This is a genomic window from Pedobacter sp. ASV28 (assembly GCF_016428855.1).
Lineage (GTDB): Bacteria > Bacteroidota > Bacteroidia > Sphingobacteriales > Sphingobacteriaceae > Pedobacter.
In genome coordinates this window covers 51199-70996 of record NZ_JAELTN010000009.1, presented here as the reverse complement: position 1 = coordinate 70996, position 19798 = coordinate 51199, and the positions used below count along the sequence as shown (strand labels likewise).

The window sequence follows — 19798 nt, the reverse complement described above, 5'->3', positions numbered from 1 at the left end:
GATAAATGACAGAATGGCAGGAATTTTACAATCCCTTTATCGTTCTAAAACAATAATGTTTTGATTTTGTCTTTAAAGGTACAAATAGAAGAACCTTATGGACAAAACTACATTCTATCGTAAACGTAAATTCTGGTATTGGCTTGGCGGTATATTAGGTGCCATTATTATGGTGTTAGGGGTTACGGCAATGATCTTAAGTGCCAAGTGGAAACCTATGCTTACCACCAAAATAAAAGAAGGGGTTAGTAGTGCCTCTAATGGCTTATATCATATAGACTTTAAGGACATACATTTAAATCTGTTCACCGGAACTGCGATTTTAGATAGCATCATCCTTATGCCAGATACCAATGTTTTCCAACAATTAAAGCTAAAGAAAGAAGCGCCTGCACATCTTTTTAGGATAAAGTTGGCGCAACTGAAAATCTCAAGAGTGGGACTTCTTACTGCATATTTCAAAAAGCAGGTAGCATTAGGGGCAATTATTCTCGATCATCCATCCATCGATATGGTTTACCATAAAGTGCCTAAAAGGCAAGATAGGGTCAAGGACCAACGCAGTTTGTATCAACAGATTTCAAAAACCTTAAAATCAATTTCGGTGGGACAAATTAAAGTTATTGATGCTGATTTTGATTATTATAATGGGGGGAAAAAGTTGAATGCGATTAAGCATCTTTCCGTAAATGTTAAAGACATACTGATAGACTCGGCAGCCCAGTTTGATACCACTAGGGTATTTCACAGTAAAAACATAGGTTTTGAACTGGCTGGTTATAAATCTGAAACTAAAGATAATATGTATACCCTCCGGCTAGATACACTAAGGGGCTCTATTACAGGGAAAGACTTGGAAATAAGGGGTTTTAGAATGATACCTAAGCATGCTAAATTGGCATTTAGCAGAAAATATAGTTCTCAAAAAGATCGTTATGATCTAGATTTTAAAACCATCAGTCTATCGGGTATAGATTATGTAGGTCTGAACAATAATGGTGAATTAAGTGTCAAGGTTATTGAACTGGGTCCGGCCATTGTAGATGTATTTATGAATAGGGAATTGCCTCCTCCTGCTATAGATAAGGCTAAAAATTTTCCACATGTGGCCTTACAGCGCTTACCTATTCCAATGGCGGTTGAAAGGGTGAAATTGAATGAAGTGAATGTGGCCTATGGCGAATATAATCCTAAAAAAAAGGAGATTGGTACGGTAAAGCTGGTTAAGCTACAGGGTGTAATGAATAATCTAACTAATGATAGTAATAGATTGTCGGTACAGAACCATGCCTATGCAGATTTGACCACTTTTGTAATGGGGGTAGGCAAGATGAATGTAAAGATTGATTTCAACCTTACGGCAAAAAATGCGGCTTTTCACTATAAGGGAACTATTGGGGCATTTGACATGAAGGTGTTAAATGCTATTTCTAAACCATTAGGGCAAATAGAAATAGAAGAAGGGAAAGTGAGGGGGGCTGATTTTGATATTTCGGCCAACCTGAATGGTGCAAATGGCGTAGTGAATTTTTATTACAACGATTTAAAAATAAAAATGCTGGGCCAAACAGATGAAGGTAAGGAAAAGAAAAAAGGCCTACTTTCTTTTTTGGCCAATACCATCCTGATCAAAGATGATAATGTTTATGGAAAGGAGGGAAGAACGGTAAAAGTAACCCACGAGCGTGTGCCCCAAGCTTCGTTTTTTAATTTAATGTGGAAGCCTGTGTTTTCGGGAATAAGGGAAATTGTAGGTATAGGCATAGTGCCAATGAAGAAAATGCCAGCTCCTAAATCACCCATCAAAAAATAGGTGCTTTTAATAGCGCGCCACAATTGATGTTTTTTAAATAAAACTGTATCTTGGATTTGGTTAATATCCCAATCCAGATTATGGCGAAAAGCACCTTTAAAAAAAGCAGATTATTGAAGTGGATTTTAGGTGTTTTTACGGGCTTGGCCTTGGTTGTGGGAGGACTTTCATGGTACATTTCTTATCAAATTAGACCTTTTGTAAAGCAAGAACTTGGCGAAATAGTGCAAAAGGCCACCAATGGCCTCTATAGGATAGATTTTGAACAGGTAAGTACCAACTTGATTACGGGCAACGCCTATATCACAAAAGTTAAACTCATTCCTGATACGAATGTATATAAAAGATTGCTGGGACAGTCCGAAGCGCCCAACAACCTGTATTTTATTGACCTTGGCAAGTTGAGCATCAAAAAGTTCCATCCTTTTAAGGCCTACTTCGCCCGGCAGCTTGAAATAGATCTGTTGTTGTTTGATCGGCCCAAAATTACCATGATGAACAAGTCCTTGCCATTCAACGAAAATAAACCTCCACAACCAGAAAAATCGCCTTACGACTATATCAAGGCTATATTTAGCTCTTTACAGGTAAAAACCATAGACTTTAAGAATGCAAGTTTTAAGTACGTAAATAATAATGGAGAAAAACCAGATATAGATACGATTTCAAATATCAGTATTACTTTAAAGGATTGGTTAATCGATTCGCTTTCTGCTACCGACAAAAGTCGGTTTTACCTGCTCAAAGACGTATATGTGTACCTCAATGACTACACTTATGCTACGCCAGATAGCATGTACTATATCAAAATGAGCCAATTTGAATTTACCGCATCTACGGGTAGGGTAAACATTAAAGAGTTTGCACTGCAGCCAAGATATACCGAACAGGAGTTTGCAAAGGTAAATGGGTATGCAAGGGATAGGTATTCCTTACAGTTAAACCATATCGATTTATTGGGGATTAATCTGCCGGCCTATATAAAGAATAGAGAAGTGTGGGCCAATGAAATGGATATTGCCAACGGTAGGCTATCGGTTTTTAATGATAATTCATATCCTAAGCTCATTAAAGATAAAACAGGCAGGTTTCCTCATCAATTGCTACAAAAGATCAATATTCCCATTACCCTAAAAAAGATCAATCTTCAGAACTTGGACATCAGCTATGCCGAGTTTGATGCCAAAAGTAGGCAAAGGGGGAGGATCAGTTTTAATCGGACATCGGGAACAATAACCAATGTCACCAACCAGCCAAAATCTAAAAAGATCAACCCCATAATAGGAGCTAACTTGGAAACTTATTTGATGGGACAGGGAAAGCTGAATGTTGACTTCAAGTTCAATTTGTTAAAACCCAAAGCTGATTTTTCATATAAGGGACAGTTGGTGAATATGGACGGTAGGCAACTGAACTATGTTACAAAGCCACTTGCATTATTGCAGATTAAAAGTTGTATGGTGCGAAAATTTGCTTTTGATATCCAAGCTAATGAAGATTTGGCAAAAGGTACGGTTGATTTTGTTTATAATGACCTGTCATTAGGCCTCTTAAAAAAGCACGCGGGCAGGGAAAAGCTAGTGAGATTGGGTATCTTGTCATTGTTGGCGAATGCGATGGTGATCTATTCAGATAATCCTACCGCTAACGGCAAATATACCGTAGCACCAATTTACTATAAACGTAAGCCAACCGGTTCTTTTTTCAATTTTGTTTGGAAAACCTTGTTCCAGGGTGTAAAGTACAGTGTGGGGTTCACCCCTCAAAAAGAAGCGGAAATAAAAGGTTATGTTGCTAAGTTTGAGAAAATGAAAGATGATAGGGAAAAACGTAGGATACGGAGGGAATTAAGGAGGATAGAAAGAGAAAAAATAAATGATGGGTAAAAACAAAGGCTTCGAATTTCGAAGCCTTTTAAGGTATTAGATGATCCAGTTCCAGCCAAAAGTGTCTGGAGCTAAGCCATATTTAATATCATTTAGTTTTTTGGCAATTCCGTTAGAAATAGTCCTTGTTGCAGGATCGGTCAAAGTGTAATCAGTCCCTTGGTAGTTGATCACCCCAATATGGGTAACGGTAGCAGCAGTACCGGCAGCAAAGGCCTCGGTAAGTTTACCACTCTCAATGCCTTCGATAATTTCTTTTACAGACAGCCTTCTTTCTTCTACAGGAATGCCATCAGCTTTTGCCAACTGAATAATGGTGTCTCTGGTTACTCCGTCTAAAACGGTATTTCTTACCGAAGGGGTAACAAGTTTTCCATCAATAACAAATAAGAGGTTAGCTGTACCAGCTTCCTCGATATATTCATGGGTTTGGGCATCTGTCCATAACAATTGGTCAAAACCTTCTTGTTTTGCTACCTCAAAAGGATATAAAGAGCGTGCATAATTACCGGCAGTTTTAGCAAAACCTACACCACCATCATCAGCTCTGGTAAATTCGGTCTCTATTTTTACCCTTAATGCCTTGTTGTAATATTTTCCCGTCGGTGTAGTCAAGATCGCAAAAGTATAAGTGTCTGAAGCTTTCACGCCTAGAAATGGATCTGTAGCATACATCACGGGTCTAATGTACAATGCATAGTCTTCTTGTGCAGGAACCCATTTTTCATCAATACCAATTAGCGTAGCCATACCTTGCATGAAGATCTCTTCAGGAACTTCGGCCATCGCCATTCTTTTTGCCGATTTATTAAAGCGCAGGAAGTTTTTGTCGGCTCTAAAGATGCTGATTTTGCCATCTGGCAATCTATAGGCTTTAATGCCTTCGAAAATCGCCTGTCCATAATGTAGTGCAGAAATAGCAGGGCTCATTGGTATAGGGCCGTAAGGAACAACTCTAGGGTTTTTCCATACGCCATCTTCGTAGTCGCATAAAAACATATGATCGGTAAAAACTTTACCGAACGGTAACTGCGAAAAATCTGTAACTGTTAAGCGGGTTTTTTCAGCTTTAGTTACTTTGATGTCTAATGTTTCGGTCATTTTATAGAGTTTTAAATGTACGGGCTATCGAACCATGGTTGGAGGGTAATTTTATGTCCGTTATTCGGTAGCCGGTCATCAATTTGTTGCAAAACTACTAAAAATCAAGTGTTTTTTTAATTTTTACTAAGAATTAATCTTTGCGCTTTAGTGTTTGCAAAACACTAAGTACCCACCCTTTTCCCCATTCTTCCATTTGCTCATCGGTCCATAAAAATGGGTAGAAGATGCGTTTCTGAAAACGTGGCGGCAGGTATTTTTGCCAATTGGTTCCACCAGTCGCCGCAATGTCTACTGGGTCTTTTTCCAGGTACCTTACAGCTGACTTATAGTGTGCCAGGGGCCATTCTACATTTACATACAAATCTAATTTGCGGAGTTCTTCCGCCAGTAAAGTTACCTCTTCACCTTTTGCTTCTAATTGTTTGTAAAGTGATGCAAAATTTGTGTGTTCTCTTTCCTTAGCCAATGCTAAAAATTGGATTGCATATTTGTTGATGAACTGTTTTAGCGTTAATGTTTGTTTGCCGCTGGCTAATTCTGTGGCCCCAAATTTCCAGTAAATGTATTCGAATTTTTCTTCGATCGTAGCATTCGCTAATGCTTCCCTTTTGGTTTTATCTACCAATTGGGTAAAGTCTGTTGCGGAGATTTCTATCATGCGGTACTGGCCAGATTGGAAACCACTAGCAGGTAGTAAAGACATGCGGAACTTTAGGAACTGTTCTTTTTCCATGCCGTTTACCATCACTTCGAAAGAGGTAGTCAATGCATTAAAATAGGCATTGATGCGTTTTATACGATCAGTGAAAAATTTGGCGCTCAGATTTTGATGTTCGGCAATTTGCCTGCACTCGTGCAAAGCTAATTTGAAATACAGTTCCGTAATCTGATGGTACATAATAAATATTTCTTCATCAGGGAATGGCGTTTTTGGGCTTTGAAGGCTCAGTAAGGTATCTAAATGTATATAATCCCAATAGGTAAGGAAGTCTGCATAGAGGAGACCATCTAGGTAGGAGGTCATGTCCTGTCCCATGGCCTCGTATTTTTCTTGTAGCTGGGCTAGCTTTTCTTTAATTTGTGTAGTAAGTTCCATTTGTTTTGTCTAGAACACGGTGGCCCGTATTTGTTTTTTAAAAAGCTGATCCTGAAACGAATCCCATAGCTATCGGATCAGGGTGAGACACTATTTTCGTCATGCCGACCAATAGCGCAGCGGAAAGCTATGCACTAAATTGGTTGCAGAATCTTTTAAAATAAAGACAGTAATTAGCTTGGCCTATCTATGATAAGAGTAAAATTGGAAAAATGCAGGGGAGATGATTTAGGATGTGTTTTTATGTTTATAGCATTAAGATTGCTTCGAAAAGCTCGCAATGATGCGGTTTGAGACGTCATTGCAAGGCACGAAGCAATCTTAGAGTGGTGGGTTAAAAACATCATTATAAAATTTAATACAATACCCTAAACTTAATGGTATGTTCAATCTTTTTTAACGATTTAAACAGCTGCTTATCATACTCTGCATTAATGTCGGTAATGGCATAGCCGATGGTAGAGTTGGTCATTAGAAACTGGCCTACAATATTAATATTATGCTTAGCAAAAATGGTATTGATTTGTGCCATAATACCAGGTACGTTCTTATGTATGTGTATCAATCGGTGTGATTTCTCAATGGCCGGCAGTTGCAAATTCGGGAAATTGCTACTTAAATAAGTAGTGCCTTTGTTCATAAAATCTGCCACACGTTTTGGAATAAACAGGGAGTTTCTGGGGTTGGATTTCGGGTCATCGAAAACGACAACGCCCATTTCGTTGCAAGTTTGGAAAGAAAGTTTGTTTCTAGCGCTGCCTAAATAACCAATGGTTTTCAGTTTTACTGCCCGCTTTAGCTTTTCCTCTTCAATTTTTTCGCCGTTGGCTAAGATCAGCATGCCAACATCTGCCACATATTTTTCTTCAAATTCTGTCTTATGCCTAATGGAAAAGCCATCCTTTTTAAGGAAGGCAATGGTTTCTGCTGGTACATCGCCAATAACCAAGCATAATATCCTGTTCTTTGGATAGGATATGGCCCTTGGCAGATTATTAACGTAAAGAAATTCGTCAAAACTAGGTGTAACGTGATCTGCTTTCGTGACGATACTTTCCCTGGCTATATTTTCGGTAAAGGCAAAGAATTTTTTGATCAGCCCGCTTTCGCGAAGCTGAAAGTCGGAATAGCCATCGCCAATGCCATATAAATCACCCTGTAGGTTGAGTTGTTGCATTAGTTTTACCTTTCCTCCTTCTTCACTTAAAGGATTGGAATGGTCATAGTCTATAATCTTGCCATCTCCAGTTGTTACAAAAGTGTTGGCATAGATATTTTCCTTTTTGATATGGTACTGGCTAACCACTGGTGTAATGAACTCCTTAAAGCCACCTGAAACGATAAGTACTTCGTCGGCATGGGCCTTAAAAAAAGCAGCGTTGCGTGAAAAGGATTTAGACACTTTCTTTTTTAGGTGCTTGATCAGCTTTTTTAAGTGTTCTTCATTGGCTTCCAATAACTTTACCCTTTGCGCTAAACTTTCGGAAAAGGATAATTTGCCTTCCATTGCCAAGTTGGTGTAATCTTCGATTTTTTGATAGATAGCCTCTCTGTTTGGATGTTTGCTTAAGGATATTCTTGCCAGTTCGTCCAGGGCTTCTACTTGGGTAAAGGTGCTATCGAAATCAATGATATAAAAGTTATGCTGTTTCATTTAGGGTTATTTGAGTGCATTGCAAACATCAAGAATGCTCTGTGTTAAAGGTTTGAATTTAAAGTTTAAGGTGTTGGTCACCTTAATGTTGCTATAGTAGCTAAGGTTAAAACTGCTTCTTGCTGCATCTTTGGTAAGGGCAGGCGCTTTCCCAGTAAAGAGAGAAGCGATTTTGGCCAAGCGCCATGCTATGCCCAGCATCCAGGGCCTGGCCTGATTGGAGGGGGGCTTGAGGTTAAAGCCGTTGGCAATCTGGGAAAATAAGTCCTTGTAGTTAAGATTTTCGGCGCTTATGGTGTATCGTTCTGCGCTAATGCCGCTATCCATTAATAAAATCATGCATTTGGCCACATCCTCAACATCTACAATGCCAGTGGCTCCGTTCGTGTAGAATTTAAGTCCGTCTTTTACCAGTTTGAAAATAGCGCCACTGCCTGTATATCCAGCATTTTTGCCGATAATAACCGAAGGATTTACAATAACGGCATCCAGGCCTTCGGCAATGCCGCGCCATACTTCCATTTCGCCTTCATATTTGGATATGGCATAGGAGTGCACTTTGGAGTCGTATTCCCAGAAGTCTTTCTCGGTAATCAGGGCATTGTTTTTTGCATTGCCCAAGGCAGCTACAGAACTTACGTGGAGCAAACGTACGGCATGCTCCAGGCAGAGGTCTACGATATTCGCCGTGCCCTCAATATTTATTTTTAATAATTTTTTCTTGTCTTTTGGATCGAATGAGATAAAGGCGGCGCAATGGTAAACTTGGGTAATGTTTTCAAAGGCTTCGGCCAAACTTTCTGGTTCGTTAATGTCGGCAATGTGCCAATCGATCAATGTTTTGCCTTGTAAAATGTCGGGAATTTTAGAGGTACTTCTTTTAATAGCCCTGACCTGTATGTTCTGGTCCGTAAGCTGCCTTACTAACTCTGCTCCTAAAAATCCTGTAGCGCCTGTAACCAGTATCATTTCATTTTTTTAAAGATGTATGTTAAAATGTGCGCTCAAAAATAGATATTTGAGGTCAAACATTTAAATAGCTTTATGACTTTGTCAGATTTTTTTTCGCCAATAGATCCTGAAAAATTTACGCCAAAAAAAGGTTTCTATACCAGTCAATTGGGGATGAAGGTAGATTTTTTTACTGAGACTTTCCCGGAATTGGAAGAAGGAAAGTATGATATTGCCATTATTGGGGTAAAGGATGATAGGGGAGCTATAGATAATAATGGTTGTTCATTGGCACCCGACTATTTTAGGGAACAGTTTTATTTGTTGAACGAGGGGCCGTTTGCAGCTAAAATCATCGATCTGGGCAATATTATTGCGGGGCAGGAAGTTTCTGATACTTATTTTGCCGTTAAAACCGCGGTTGCCGAACTGGTAAAACTGAATATTGTGCCCATTATTATCGGTGGAGGACAAGACATTACCTATGCCCAGTATATGGGGTATGAAAGTTTAGAACAAAAGGTTGACCTTGTGGTGGTAGATTCTAAGTTTGATTTGGACGAAGATGACCACGAAGGGGTGGCCACTACTTCACAAACCTTCCTGAGCAAAATATTTCTACACCAGCCCAATTACCTGTTTAACTACAGCAACATTGGCTATCAAACTTATTTTGTGAGCCAGGATAGTTTGAGGGTAATGGATAAACTTTACTTTGATGTGCACCGTTTGGGTGAGTTTGTAGGGGATCTATCAATATCAGAACCCATCATACGTAATGCAAATATGATCAGTTTTGATATGGGGGCCATCAGGTGGAGCGACGCCTGTGCCAATATGAACGTAGTGCCAAATGGTTTTTATGGCGAAGATGCCTGTAGGATTTCGCGATATGCCGGAATGAGCGATAAGCTAACCTCCATAGGATTTTATGAATTCAATCCGGCATTCGATAATAATGGACAAACCGCTATGTTGTTGTCGCAGATGGTTTGGTATTTTGTGGATGGGTTTTATAGCCGTAAGAAAGACTTTCCGCTTATGCCCAAATCTCAATACATCATTTATAGGGCAAGTGTAAAAGGAGAAGCTACAGAGGTTAACTTTGTGAAGAGTAAAAAGTCTGACCGATGGTGGATGCAGGTTCCTTACCCGGCCAATGGCTCTAAAAATGAGCGCTATCATTTGGTGCCATGTCGCTATGAAGATTATAATACCGCTGTAAAAGGAGAGATGCCCGACCTTTGGTGGCGCACTTATCAAAAACTAACTTGATAGTTACAATAATAGTGTTCATATTCGTATATTTGATTGACAACTTATTTCACTAAAAAATTAAGCGATTATGATGATTAAAACTCTGTAGTCTTAAGACGTCATGAAGGCTTTCACCACTAAAAAAATTATAAACTCATGAAAAGATTAATTCTTTCTGCCATGCTGATAGCCCCGCTTGGATTATTGGCACAATCTGACTTTACCTTAAAGGGCAATACCAAGACATTGGCCACTGGAGATAAAGTGTATTTGGTATACATGGATAACGGGCAACGGATTACAGATTCTACCCTTGTAAATAATGGAGCCTTTGAATTTAAAGGGAAGCTTCAGGCCACTACCCCGGTAATGGGTAATCTGTTTAGAAACGTAAATCCATATAAAAAAGGGGCCAATACCCGTTTTATGGATTATAGCTCATTATATGTAGAACCTGGAAATATCACGGTAAATAGTGTAGATTCCTTAAAATCGTCTATAAATGGTGGAACTCCTGTTAATATCGATAATGCAAAATTAAATGCGTTATTGAAACCGTTGACAGATAAAGAGAAAGCATTGAATGACGAATATGCAGCTTATACAAAAGAACAAAAAGAAGATAAAGCGCTTATGGATGTTCTTATTGGAAAATTCAATGTAATTAGAGATCAGAAAACACCAATTTATTTGAGTTTTGTGAAAAATAATCCTAATTCATACGTCAGCTTGGTACAGCTTAATACTCTGGCCAGCAATGATAAAGTAATTGGTGAAGTGGAAAAACTGTATGCTACATTGTCTGCCGATCTAAAGGCCTCAAAAATGGGCTTAGCTATACCTGTTACCATTGAGGCGACTAAAAAAACGGCAATAGGGGTAACGGCAATGGATTTTGCACAAAATGATCCTAATGGCAAACCGATAAAACTATCTGATTTTAAAGGTAAGTATGTGTTGGTTGACTTTTGGGCTTCTTGGTGTGGTCCATGTAGAAACGAAAACCCTAACGTGGTAGAAGCTTATGCGAAGTTTAAAGATAAGAACTTTACCATTCTGGGCGTTTCTTTAGATGGAGGCACCACTAAAACAACAAAAGAAGATTGGTTGAAAGCTATAGAAGATGATAAGTTGACTTGGGCGCATGTTTCAGATATGCAGGGTTGGAGTAATGAAGTCTCTAAGGCTTGGGGAATTAGAAGCATACCTGCAAATTTCCTGATCGATCCGAACGGTAAGATTGTGGCTAAGGATTTAAGAGGAGATGCGCTACATAAAAAACTAACAGAGCTTTTGGGCAGTAAGTCCAAATAAATGATGCGTCATTAGATTTAAAAGGCGTCCTGCTAAAAAGCAGGACGCCTTTTTTTAAATACTTAGTTGGTGCTTTATGGTGAATATTTAATCTGGTTTCGAGATAAGAAATGGTCATCGTTTTTCGACATTAGCCTGCTAAGTCCCGCGTTCGGCTCTAAGACTGGCACATTCGGTGGTTTTGGTTCTTTTTCAGGAAATTGCGTGGTGATCTTGGGCGCAATAAAAAAACAATAGACCAACAACGAAAGTTGTTAAATAGCTAAGCCCAAGGCAATAAAAATAATGCCTACAAAAGAGACCAAAAAAGCAGGCCTTCCAAATAATAAACCTAAAACAATGCCTGCAAGAATTAAAAAGGCGCCAATCCATATATAGCTGATGGAGTTCTGTCGCTCTACATCGATAGTTTGTGACTTTTCCTTCCTTTCATTTTCGGCTTTTATGGAAGAAGGAACCTCAGTGTGGACTTCTGTTTTTTCTTGAACCTGGCTGGGCCTTTTTTCTTGTTTTGTTTCCTGTGGGCGAATGTTGGGTTTTGCTGTGGCAAGGTCCTCGCTAGGTTGAGAAGGAACTGTGTGGGTTGGTGCCTGGGGTTTATTTATTGCTATTTGTTTTTTTTCTGCCTTAATAGGGGCAGGCAATACAGGTTTATCCGTTTTTGGGCGATTAGGTTCTTTGTTTGCCTTTGCCGCTATTTCGCTATGGGAAGGGGCTACAATCTCTTTGATGAGGTTGCGTTCCTTAATGGGTTTAACTGTAGGCTTGGTTGGTTTTGCCTGTCGTTTATAATGGGGTACGTTGGCCTTGCTGATCAGGATGGGGGTATTATTGGCAGGCAGTTGGATGATTTCTTTTGTTGGTGTTAGTTCCTTTACGCTCACTACAATACTTACCCTGTTTGTTGTTTCTTCTTGCTGGCAAAAAGAAAAAAAGGGGACCAATATCCCTCCGGCAAGTAAAAGAATACGAAGTTTTAAGATATGTAGGTTATTGCTCAAGTTATAAGTTTATTTACTTCTTGTAAAAAGCATGCCAATTGCTTATAAAGACATTTTTGCCATAAAAAATCCCGATAAAGTTACTGCAAGTGACCTAATCGGGATGTTGATAATTGCACTTGTAAATACAAGTTTACAAATAAATGTTGATAATTGAGAAAAAACTACCTCATAGCGGGGCTATATTAAATCGAAGCCTATGTCTTCCCTGAAATATTTACCATCAAAATATATCCTTGCTGCGTCTGCAGTGGCACACTGTAAGGCTTCAAATTGATTGCTTTTAAGGCTGGTAATGGCTAAAACACGACCTCCATTGCTCTTCACAACACCGCCCTCCAAAGTGGTGCCTGCGTGGAAAACATAGGAATTCCTAACATTATCCAATCCTGAAATCGCTTTCCCCTTTTCGTATTCGCCTGGGTAACCACCGGCCACAATAACTACTGTGGCTGCATTTTTGGGATTTATTTTAAGCTGGTAACTGTCCAGTTTTTTATGGGCGCTTGCTATGAAAAGTTCCACAAGATCATTTTCAATTCTAGGGATGACACTCTCGGTTTCTGGGTCGCCCATCCGACAGTTGTATTCAATAACATAAGGTTCTTCGCCAACCTTGATCAGGCCAAAGAAGATAAAGCCTGTGTAATCAATTTTATCTTTTGTTAAACCATCTATGGTAGGTTTGATAATGTTTTTTTCAATCTTATCTAAAAAACTCGGATTTGCGAATGGTACCGGAGAAACCGATCCCATGCCCCCGGTGTTTAGTCCGCTATCGCCTTGTCCAATACGTTTGTAATCTTTTGCTTCTGGTAGGATGACATAATTACTTCCGTCTGTGAGCACAAACACTGAAAGTTCGATACCTGTTAAAAACTCTTCGACCACTACCGTAGAGCCGGCATTCCCGAATTTGCCATCGAGCATAAGTTTCAGTTCGTCCTGCGCTTCTTGGTGGTTGTCTATAATGAGTACGCCTTTGCCTGCGGCCAGCCCGTCTGCCTTGAGCACAATAGGCAAAGTGTGCCCGGCAAGATAGGATAGTCCTTCCTGTAGGGTTTGGTTGGTAAACGATCTGGATTTGGCGGTAGGAATGTGGTGACGCTCCATAAACTGCTTAGAAAAATCTTTACTGCCTTCCAAAATAGCGCCCTCTTTTTTGGGGCCAATAACAGGGATGTGGGAAAGTTGCTCGTCATTGACAAAAAAATCGTGAATGCCTAATACCAAGGGTTCCTCAGGGCCAACTACCAAAAGCTCAATTTCTTCTTTTAGGGCAAAAGCCTTTAACGCCTCAAAATCATTTGGACTGATGTTTACATTTTTGCCGTAGCTAGCGGTACCTGCATTTCCCGGAGCGATAAAAAGATTTGAGCAATGTGCTGATTGGCTGAGTTTCCAGGCAAAAGCACTTTCTCTTCCGCCAGAACCGATTAATAAGATATTCATTTAACAAAGATATTGCTTTATGCTTATAAGCAATATAAAATGTAAAATTAGGCGTAGTGGTAATAACCTTATATAGCCAGGGCTATCATTAGGATAACGGCATTGTGGCTTAGGGCTTCAATTTCTATTTCCGCTGTATCCCACAAGGCAATACCGTCTCTTTCATGTAATAGGCGGCCTTCTACTTCGAATGCCCCCGAAAGTACAAAAAGATAAGATAAACTTTGTTGGTTAAGCGCATATTTACATTCTCCTCGAGCATGGAAATGCCCTAAGTTTAGTTGGAAGGGAAAGGTATTGTGGTTTACAGGCTTCAATTGGTTAACCTCAGACAGATCTACATTGAAAAAATGAGGTGAAAATGGCTGTGTTTCCCCATCTTTAATCCCAATAAACAGATAGCTGATCAGGTCATCATAATATGGGTTTTTTAACTTTATAAATGAATTCTTCTCAGCAAAGACCATTAGGCATTCCCCAACCTCTATGTCGGTTTCGTTCTCTTTCTCGTCAAAGTAATTGACCGTTCCTGTAATTGGAAGAACAATAATGTAGCCCTTTTCCTGTGTGTAGAAGCCCAAGGAGGCATTCGGTGCCAAAAGGTCGTCATGCAGGGCATATAGGCTGCCCACTGCTTCTTTAGCAGGATTGTTGAATGCTTCGAAGTTGAAGGAACAATATCTCCTTAAATTCTTGTTTTCGACCACTCCTCTTTGGTCCGATAAAAATATCTTGCCCTGTGAAATTGTTTTCATCATTTTATGGAATGTATGGTTAGGTACGGAGGTATGATGAAGAGATCTGTGAATTCTTCTTCCCCCTCTTTAAGAGGAGCGGCATCAACTTTCGAAGTAAGCAGATATGGCCCAATTTGTTCCAGAAAATAGAGGTCTTCACTATAAAAATTGAGAGCCACCAGATGCTTTTCTATGTCTTGCAAGTCAGAGTTGATCAGTTCGAATCTAAAATGCTTGAATTTTAAAAAATGTAGCCCTAAATTGTTCGTAATGTCGGGAATGACCTCGCCCAGCTGCTTCAGGTAATTGGTGATGGCTCCGCCTACTAAGAAATGTAGCTTTTCTGCGCCAGGAGAAAAATGAATAAGCTCACCGAAGGTATGATATTTTTTTTCTTGGTTATAGAGTTGAGACTGCATTTTAAACTCTTTGTAAGAATCTGTAAACACTAGCTTGTCCCAAGCATTGTTGTTGTTGATGCCAATTATTTTTCTATAACGCAAGGTGATGATTTTTTTTGCTGTCATTTTTCTCTTTTTTGATGATGAGCACTACGATCAATAGGAATAGGAGCGACATCAAAGCGGAAAAGGGTAAATAAATCTCTTTTATAAACTTGCCAAATGCATTTGTGCTTGTTGGTTTTGGGTCTGCCTGTATTGCCATGCGCTGTTCAGATCTATAGCTGCCTATGGAAAGAATGGCCAATAGAAAAATACCTACAACAGAAATAAGGAGCTTTTTCATATGGCTAAACCTAGGCGGGTACGCTAAGTTGGATATTCAGTACAAAGCCTGCAGACGTACTGCCGGAAACAGTGGCAATCTGGATACCGGTCGTATCATCACTGAAGACGTTGTCGTTTTTATTATAGGTGTAACCAGACATCCCCTTGCTATAGCCGTTCACTAAAGCAACCGCTGAACCAGAGCCTTCGGGGAAGGCAATCTGGGTAACTTTTAGAGAAGTACCCGCAGCATTATAGACATGTACATGTATATGGGTGGCCCTACCCGAATACCAGCCAGGGAAAATGGAGGTGAAAGTAACCAGCCCGTTAGAATCGGTAGTTTGTCTGCCCCTTAAAAAATGTACAGACTGATAATTGGTAGATTGCATACTTGTATTCCCATATTCTGAATAATTGCCCTCGGCGTCACAATGCCATATGTCTACAATGGCGCCAGCAAGTGCGGCACAACCATTGTTACTGTTTCCTATCACTATTTTGGCCGTAAGTTTATAACCACTTCTGCCATCAGTAATATCGCTGCGAACATATGAGGCTGGTGATTTGGTAGGAAATGGTCCTTCCGTTTCGGTGGGTGCCACAACACAGGAGCTGGTAGAAGATCCGCCAGTTGGGGTAGTGGTTACGCCTACACTGTCGTCTATTACACTGGATTTTTTGCAGGCATTAAGAATAGCAGGAGTAGAGGCCGCTCCAATGAGTAGGCTTCTCAAAAAGTTTTTTCTTTCCATGATCTTCGTTGAAAGTAGATTTGCTAAATTCTGTGTCAAAGATGTTTGGATAGCAGTAAATTGAGGTTGTTGTGTCGGTAGATGATAGTGTTGTATCGATAAATTCTTACAGTGCGGATTGGTTAAAGGGAAGATATGGTTTGGTAAATAGCGATTTAACTCCATTCAAATTTCGATATGTAAAAGATTAAAATTAGATTTGCCGCCATAATGAGGCACATTGTCACCATATCTCTAGTTTTTTTCAGTCTTGCCCATCTCGCCAAAGCAGAGCAACGGATGGACGGTTTGAGATTGTTAACGGAGGGCTATTGTAAAAGACAGCAGCTCGGTGCCGAAAATATAGTGCTGGGGGTGCAGCACCCAGATGATGAAAAACACCATTTTTTTTTATCGTATGGAGAATTGGCTTTAATTGGCACGGCAGCCAAAGAACAAGTGCCCACTTACAGCGTTTGTAACCATATCGTAGCTTATTTGAGTATTAGGCAAAACGCAAAAAACAACAGCCCCTAAATTTTTTCGCACAGGTGTCTTCCCTTTGACACAATAGGGCCTTGTGATGCCCAAGATATAACTGCCAAGTTGACTTAGCTTTGAGCAATGGCTTGGTTGTTGTAAGTTGATTATTTTTTTATTATAAAATATACCCATAAAACATGTTAGGATTTTTAGCCAAGATATTTGGAAGCAAATCAGAAAGAGATATAAAGGCGCTCCAGCCCATAGTTGTTCAAATTAATGAAGAATATGGTAAGCTGGCTTCATTAAATAATGATGAGCTTAGAAATAAAACCACACAATTTAAAGAAACGATTACTTCGGCATTGGCTGACATAGATGCAAAAATTGCTGATCTAAAAGCACAGGCCGAGAATGAGACCTTGTCATTGCAGGAGAAAACCAGTCTTTATGATGAGGTTGATGCTTTAGGAAAAGAACGTAATGTAGAGCTTGAGAAGGTTTTGCAGAAGCTTTTGCCTGAGGCTTTTGCCGTTGTTAAAGAAACTTCTCGCCGTTTAAGTGAAAATGAATTCCTAGAGGTAACGGCTACGCCATTCGACAGGGAAATAGCTGCTAGAAAAAGCAATGTTAAGATTGTTGGAGATAAGGCATTGTGGGCAAATCGTTGGGAAGCTGCAGGTAGTGAGGTGGTATGGAATATGGTTCACTATGACGTGCAGTTGATTGGCGGTATGGTGTTGCACAGCGGTAAAATAGCAGAAATGGCTACAGGTGAGGGTAAGACTTTGGTAAGTACCTTACCTGCCTACCTCAACGCACTTGCAGGCCAAGGTGTACACGTAGTAACCGTTAACGACTATCTTGCCCGTCGTGACTCGGAATGGAATGGACCATTGTTTGAATTTCATGGCTTAAGTGTAGACTGCATTGATAAGCATCAACCTAACTCACAAGAACGCAGAGATGCTTATTTGGCCGATATTACCTATGGTACCAACAATGAGTTCGGCTTTGACTATCTGCGTGACAACATGTCGCAAACACCTGATCAATTGGTGCAGCGTAAACTGCACTTTGCCATGGTAGATGAGGTGGATTCGGTTTTGATTGATGATGCACGTACGCCATTGATCATTTCTGGACCGGTCCCATTTGGCGACCAGCATGAATTCCATGAATTAAAACCACGTATCGAACGTTTGGTGAATGCACAAAAAGCCTATGTTACGCAGGCATTAAATCAAGCTAAAAACCTCATCAATAGCGGTAACGCGGGTACGGAAGAAGGCGATGGAGGAATGGCCCTATTACGTGCACACAGAGGTTTGCCAAAAAATAAGGCGCTGATCAAGTTCTTGAGTGAAGGGAGCAATAAGCAAACCTTGCTTAAAACGGAGAACTTCTACATGGCAGATCAATCTAAAAATATGCCCAAGGTTGATGCCGAATTGTTTTTCTATATCGATGAGAAAAATAATCAGGTAGAACTGACCGAAAAAGGTATTGAGTTGATTACGCAATCTGGAGAAGATCCTAGCTTCTTTGTGTTGCCAGATGTAGGTACGGAAATTGCCGAAATTGAGAAATCTACCCTAAGTAGTGAAGATAAGATAGCGAGAAAAGATAACTTGATGCGCGACTATTCTGTAAAGGCCGAACGCATCCATTCCATCAACCAATTGTTAAAAGCCTACACCTTGTTTGAAAAAGATGTAGAATACATTATTGACGAGGGTAAGATTAAAATTGTAGATGAGCAGACTGGGCGTATCATGGATGGTCGTCGTTATTCAGATGGCCTGCACCAGGCCATTGAGGCCAAAGAGAATGTGAAGGTAGAAGATGCTTCACAAACTTATGCCACCATTACCTTGCAAAACTATTTCCGTATGTACCATAAACTTTGTGGTATGACGGGTACGGCCACTACCGAAGCGGGCGAATTTTGGTCTATCTACAAACTTGATGTGGTAGAAATTCCCACTAACAGGGTCATGTCTAGAAAAGACGAACAAGATTATGTGTATCGTACGGTAAGGGAAAAATATAATGCAGTAGCAGAAGAAATCGTAAAATTAACAGAAGCTGGACGTCCGGTATTGGTAGGGACTACTTCCGTAGAGATTTCGGAGCTGTTAAGCCGGATGTTGAAACTTCGTGGGATTAAGCATAATGTGCTGAATGCCAAAATGCACCAGAAAGAAGCCGATATTGTGGCAGAAGCTGGTCAGGCAGGTACGGTAACCATTGCGACCAATATGGCTGGACGTGGTACCGATATTAAATTAGGTGCAGGTGTTAAAGATGCCGGAGGTTTGGCCATTATCGGTACAGAGCGCCATGAGTCTCGTCGTGTAGACAGACAGTTACGTGGCCGTGCAGGTCGCCAGGGTGATCCGGGAACCTCACAGTTCTTCGTATCATTAGAAGATAACCTGATGCGTTTGTTCGGATCAGAACGTATCTCTAATATCATGGTAAAAATGGGTATCGAAGAAGGCGAAGTTATTCAGCATTCCATGATCACCAACTCTATTGAAAGGGCACAGAAAAAAGTAGAAGAAAATAACTTCGGCGTGCGTAAGCGTTTATTGGAGTATGATGATGTAATGAACTCACAACGCACGGTGATCTATTCCAAGCGTCGTAATGCCTTATTCGGTGATCGTTTGGATGTAGACATGAACAACATGATTTTCGATGTGGCGGAAGATGTGGTAACTGAATATAAGGAAAGCTCCAATTATGAAGGTTTTAAATTGGAAGTGATCAAGAATTTCTCGGTCGATACGGAAATCAGTGAGCAAGATTTCAACAGCAAGAAAATCCATGATTTAACCGATGAGCTGTTTGAAGAAGTGACTGCATTTTACACCCGTAAATCTGAGGGTATTGTCAATCAGGCCTTACCTGTGCTCAAACAGGTATATGCAGATAGGGGAGATGTAATTGAGCAGATCGTAGTGCCATTTACCGATGGAATGCGCCACATTCAAGTACCTGTAGCTTTGAAAAAGGCAATAGAGAACAATGGCAGGGAAGTGACCAAGGCCTTTGAGAAAACGATTATATTGGCCTTGATAGACGATAGCTGGAAAGAGCACTTGCGTGAGATGGACGATTTGAAACAATCCGTTCAAAACGCGGTTTACGAGCAGAAAGACCCATTAATTATCTATAAGATGGAAGCTTTTAATTTATTTAAGGGTATGCTAAGCGTGGTAAACAAGGAAGTGGTAAGCTTCTTGTTTAAAGGAGGTATCCCCATCCAGCAAGAACCAGAGCAGGTAAGAGAAGCGGTTGCACCTAAGGCACCTACGGCAAATATTCGTACTTCGAAACCGGAATATGGGCAGGCTACAAGCGCTGGTGTACCTATGGATGATACCAGGGAAATTGTTCCTCCTCAACCGATTAGAAAAGAGGTAACCATTGGTCGTAATGAGCCTTGCCCTTGCGGTAGTGGCAAAAAATATAAGAACTGCCACGGTGCAAATGCCTAAAATTTAGAAAGGCTTCAGCAATTTGCTGAAGCCTTTTTTATGCCTAAAATGGATGAACTTTTAGTAGTTAACCTAAGTTGCG

Annotated in this window: 16 protein-coding genes; 6 read left to right on the top strand and 10 right to left on the bottom strand. The window is 40.2% G+C overall.

Annotated elements, in window-relative coordinates; genetic code table 11:
- Nucleotides 1-97: 97 nt before the first annotated feature.
- Together JHD79_RS05010 and JHD79_RS05005 are read left to right on the top strand one after the other, a co-directional pair.
- Nucleotides 98-1813 (top strand): hypothetical protein, encoded by a 1716-nt coding sequence (locus tag JHD79_RS05010; RefSeq protein WP_199118110.1) that lies wholly within the window; start codon nucleotides 98-100, stop codon nucleotides 1811-1813.
- A 113-nt stretch (nucleotides 1814-1926) separates the two neighbouring features.
- Entirely contained in the window at nucleotides 1927-3699 is a 1773-nt protein-coding gene (locus tag JHD79_RS05005) for a hypothetical protein (protein ID WP_199118109.1), read from the top strand.
- 36 nt (nucleotides 3700-3735) lie between these two features.
- On the opposite strand, the gene JHD79_RS05000 is transcribed toward JHD79_RS05005, so the two are convergent.
- The 4 genes from JHD79_RS05000 to JHD79_RS04985 all read right to left on the bottom strand — a co-directional run bounded on the left by JHD79_RS05000 (nucleotide 3736) and on the right by JHD79_RS04985 (nucleotide 8522).
- Nucleotides 3736-4800: a branched-chain amino acid aminotransferase gene (locus JHD79_RS05000; RefSeq protein WP_199118108.1), complete on the bottom strand. Its 1065-nt coding sequence runs from the start codon at nucleotides 4798-4800 to the stop codon at nucleotides 3736-3738.
- A gap of 133 nt (nucleotides 4801-4933) precedes the next feature.
- Nucleotides 4934-5899 (bottom strand): tryptophan 2,3-dioxygenase family protein, encoded by a 966-nt coding sequence (locus tag JHD79_RS04995; protein WP_199118107.1) that lies wholly within the window; start codon nucleotides 5897-5899, stop codon nucleotides 4934-4936.
- A gap of 355 nt (nucleotides 5900-6254) precedes the next feature.
- Nucleotides 6255-7553 (bottom strand): HAD-IB family phosphatase, encoded by a 1299-nt coding sequence (locus JHD79_RS04990; RefSeq protein ID WP_199118106.1) that lies wholly within the window; start codon nucleotides 7551-7553, stop codon nucleotides 6255-6257.
- Nucleotides 7554-7559: 6 nt separating this feature from the next.
- Nucleotides 7560-8522, bottom strand: coding sequence for an NAD-dependent epimerase/dehydratase family protein (locus JHD79_RS04985; protein ID WP_199118105.1), 963 nt, complete (start codon nucleotides 8520-8522; stop codon nucleotides 7560-7562).
- Nucleotides 8523-8597: 75 nt separating this feature from the next.
- Between JHD79_RS04985 and JHD79_RS04980 the strand changes: the two genes are divergently transcribed.
- Entirely contained in the window at nucleotides 8598-9779 is a 1182-nt protein-coding gene (locus JHD79_RS04980; RefSeq protein ID WP_199118104.1) for a formimidoylglutamase, read from the top strand.
- 138 nt (nucleotides 9780-9917) lie between these two features.
- Nucleotides 9918-11075, top strand: a complete 1158-nt coding sequence (locus JHD79_RS04975; RefSeq protein ID WP_199118103.1) for a TlpA disulfide reductase family protein — start codon at nucleotides 9918-9920, stop codon at nucleotides 11073-11075.
- A 254-nt stretch (nucleotides 11076-11329) separates the two neighbouring features.
- Here JHD79_RS04975 and JHD79_RS04970 read toward each other — a convergent pair whose 3' ends face one another.
- The 6 genes from JHD79_RS04970 to JHD79_RS04945 form a co-directional block, all read right to left on the bottom strand.
- Complete coding sequence (locus JHD79_RS04970; RefSeq protein WP_199118102.1) at nucleotides 11330-12076, bottom strand: hypothetical protein; 747 nt, start codon at nucleotides 12074-12076, stop codon at nucleotides 11330-11332.
- 180 nt (nucleotides 12077-12256) lie between these two features.
- Nucleotides 12257-13528 carry a phosphoribosylamine--glycine ligase gene (gene purD, locus JHD79_RS04965; RefSeq protein ID WP_199118101.1) on the bottom strand — a complete coding sequence of 424 codons (1272 nt, stop codon included), beginning with the start codon at nucleotides 13526-13528 and terminating at the stop codon, nucleotides 12257-12259.
- 68 nt (nucleotides 13529-13596) lie between these two features.
- Complete coding sequence (locus JHD79_RS04960; RefSeq protein ID WP_199118100.1) at nucleotides 13597-14286, bottom strand: hypothetical protein; 690 nt, start codon at nucleotides 14284-14286, stop codon at nucleotides 13597-13599.
- Nucleotides 14283-14792 (bottom strand): hypothetical protein, encoded by a 510-nt coding sequence (locus JHD79_RS04955; RefSeq protein WP_199118099.1) that lies wholly within the window; start codon nucleotides 14790-14792, stop codon nucleotides 14283-14285. The genes JHD79_RS04960 and JHD79_RS04955 overlap by 4 nt, the downstream gene beginning before the upstream one ends.
- Complete coding sequence (locus JHD79_RS04950; RefSeq protein ID WP_199118098.1) at nucleotides 14758-15012, bottom strand: hypothetical protein; 255 nt, start codon at nucleotides 15010-15012, stop codon at nucleotides 14758-14760. Before JHD79_RS04950 ends, JHD79_RS04955 begins: the two co-directional genes overlap by 35 nt.
- A 10-nt stretch (nucleotides 15013-15022) precedes the next feature.
- Nucleotides 15023-15748 (bottom strand): intradiol ring-cleavage dioxygenase, encoded by a 726-nt coding sequence (locus JHD79_RS04945; RefSeq protein ID WP_199118097.1) that lies wholly within the window; start codon nucleotides 15746-15748, stop codon nucleotides 15023-15025.
- A gap of 210 nt (nucleotides 15749-15958) precedes the next feature.
- On the opposite strand from JHD79_RS04945, the gene JHD79_RS04940 reads away from it, so the two are divergent.
- Nucleotides 15959-16264, top strand: a complete 306-nt coding sequence (locus tag JHD79_RS04940) for a hypothetical protein (protein ID WP_199118096.1) — start codon at nucleotides 15959-15961, stop codon at nucleotides 16262-16264.
- Between the two features lie 143 nt (nucleotides 16265-16407).
- Nucleotides 16408-19716, top strand: a complete 3309-nt coding sequence (gene secA / locus JHD79_RS04935) for a preprotein translocase subunit SecA (RefSeq protein ID WP_199118095.1) — start codon at nucleotides 16408-16410, stop codon at nucleotides 19714-19716.
- Nucleotides 19717-19798 lie beyond the last annotated feature (82 nt).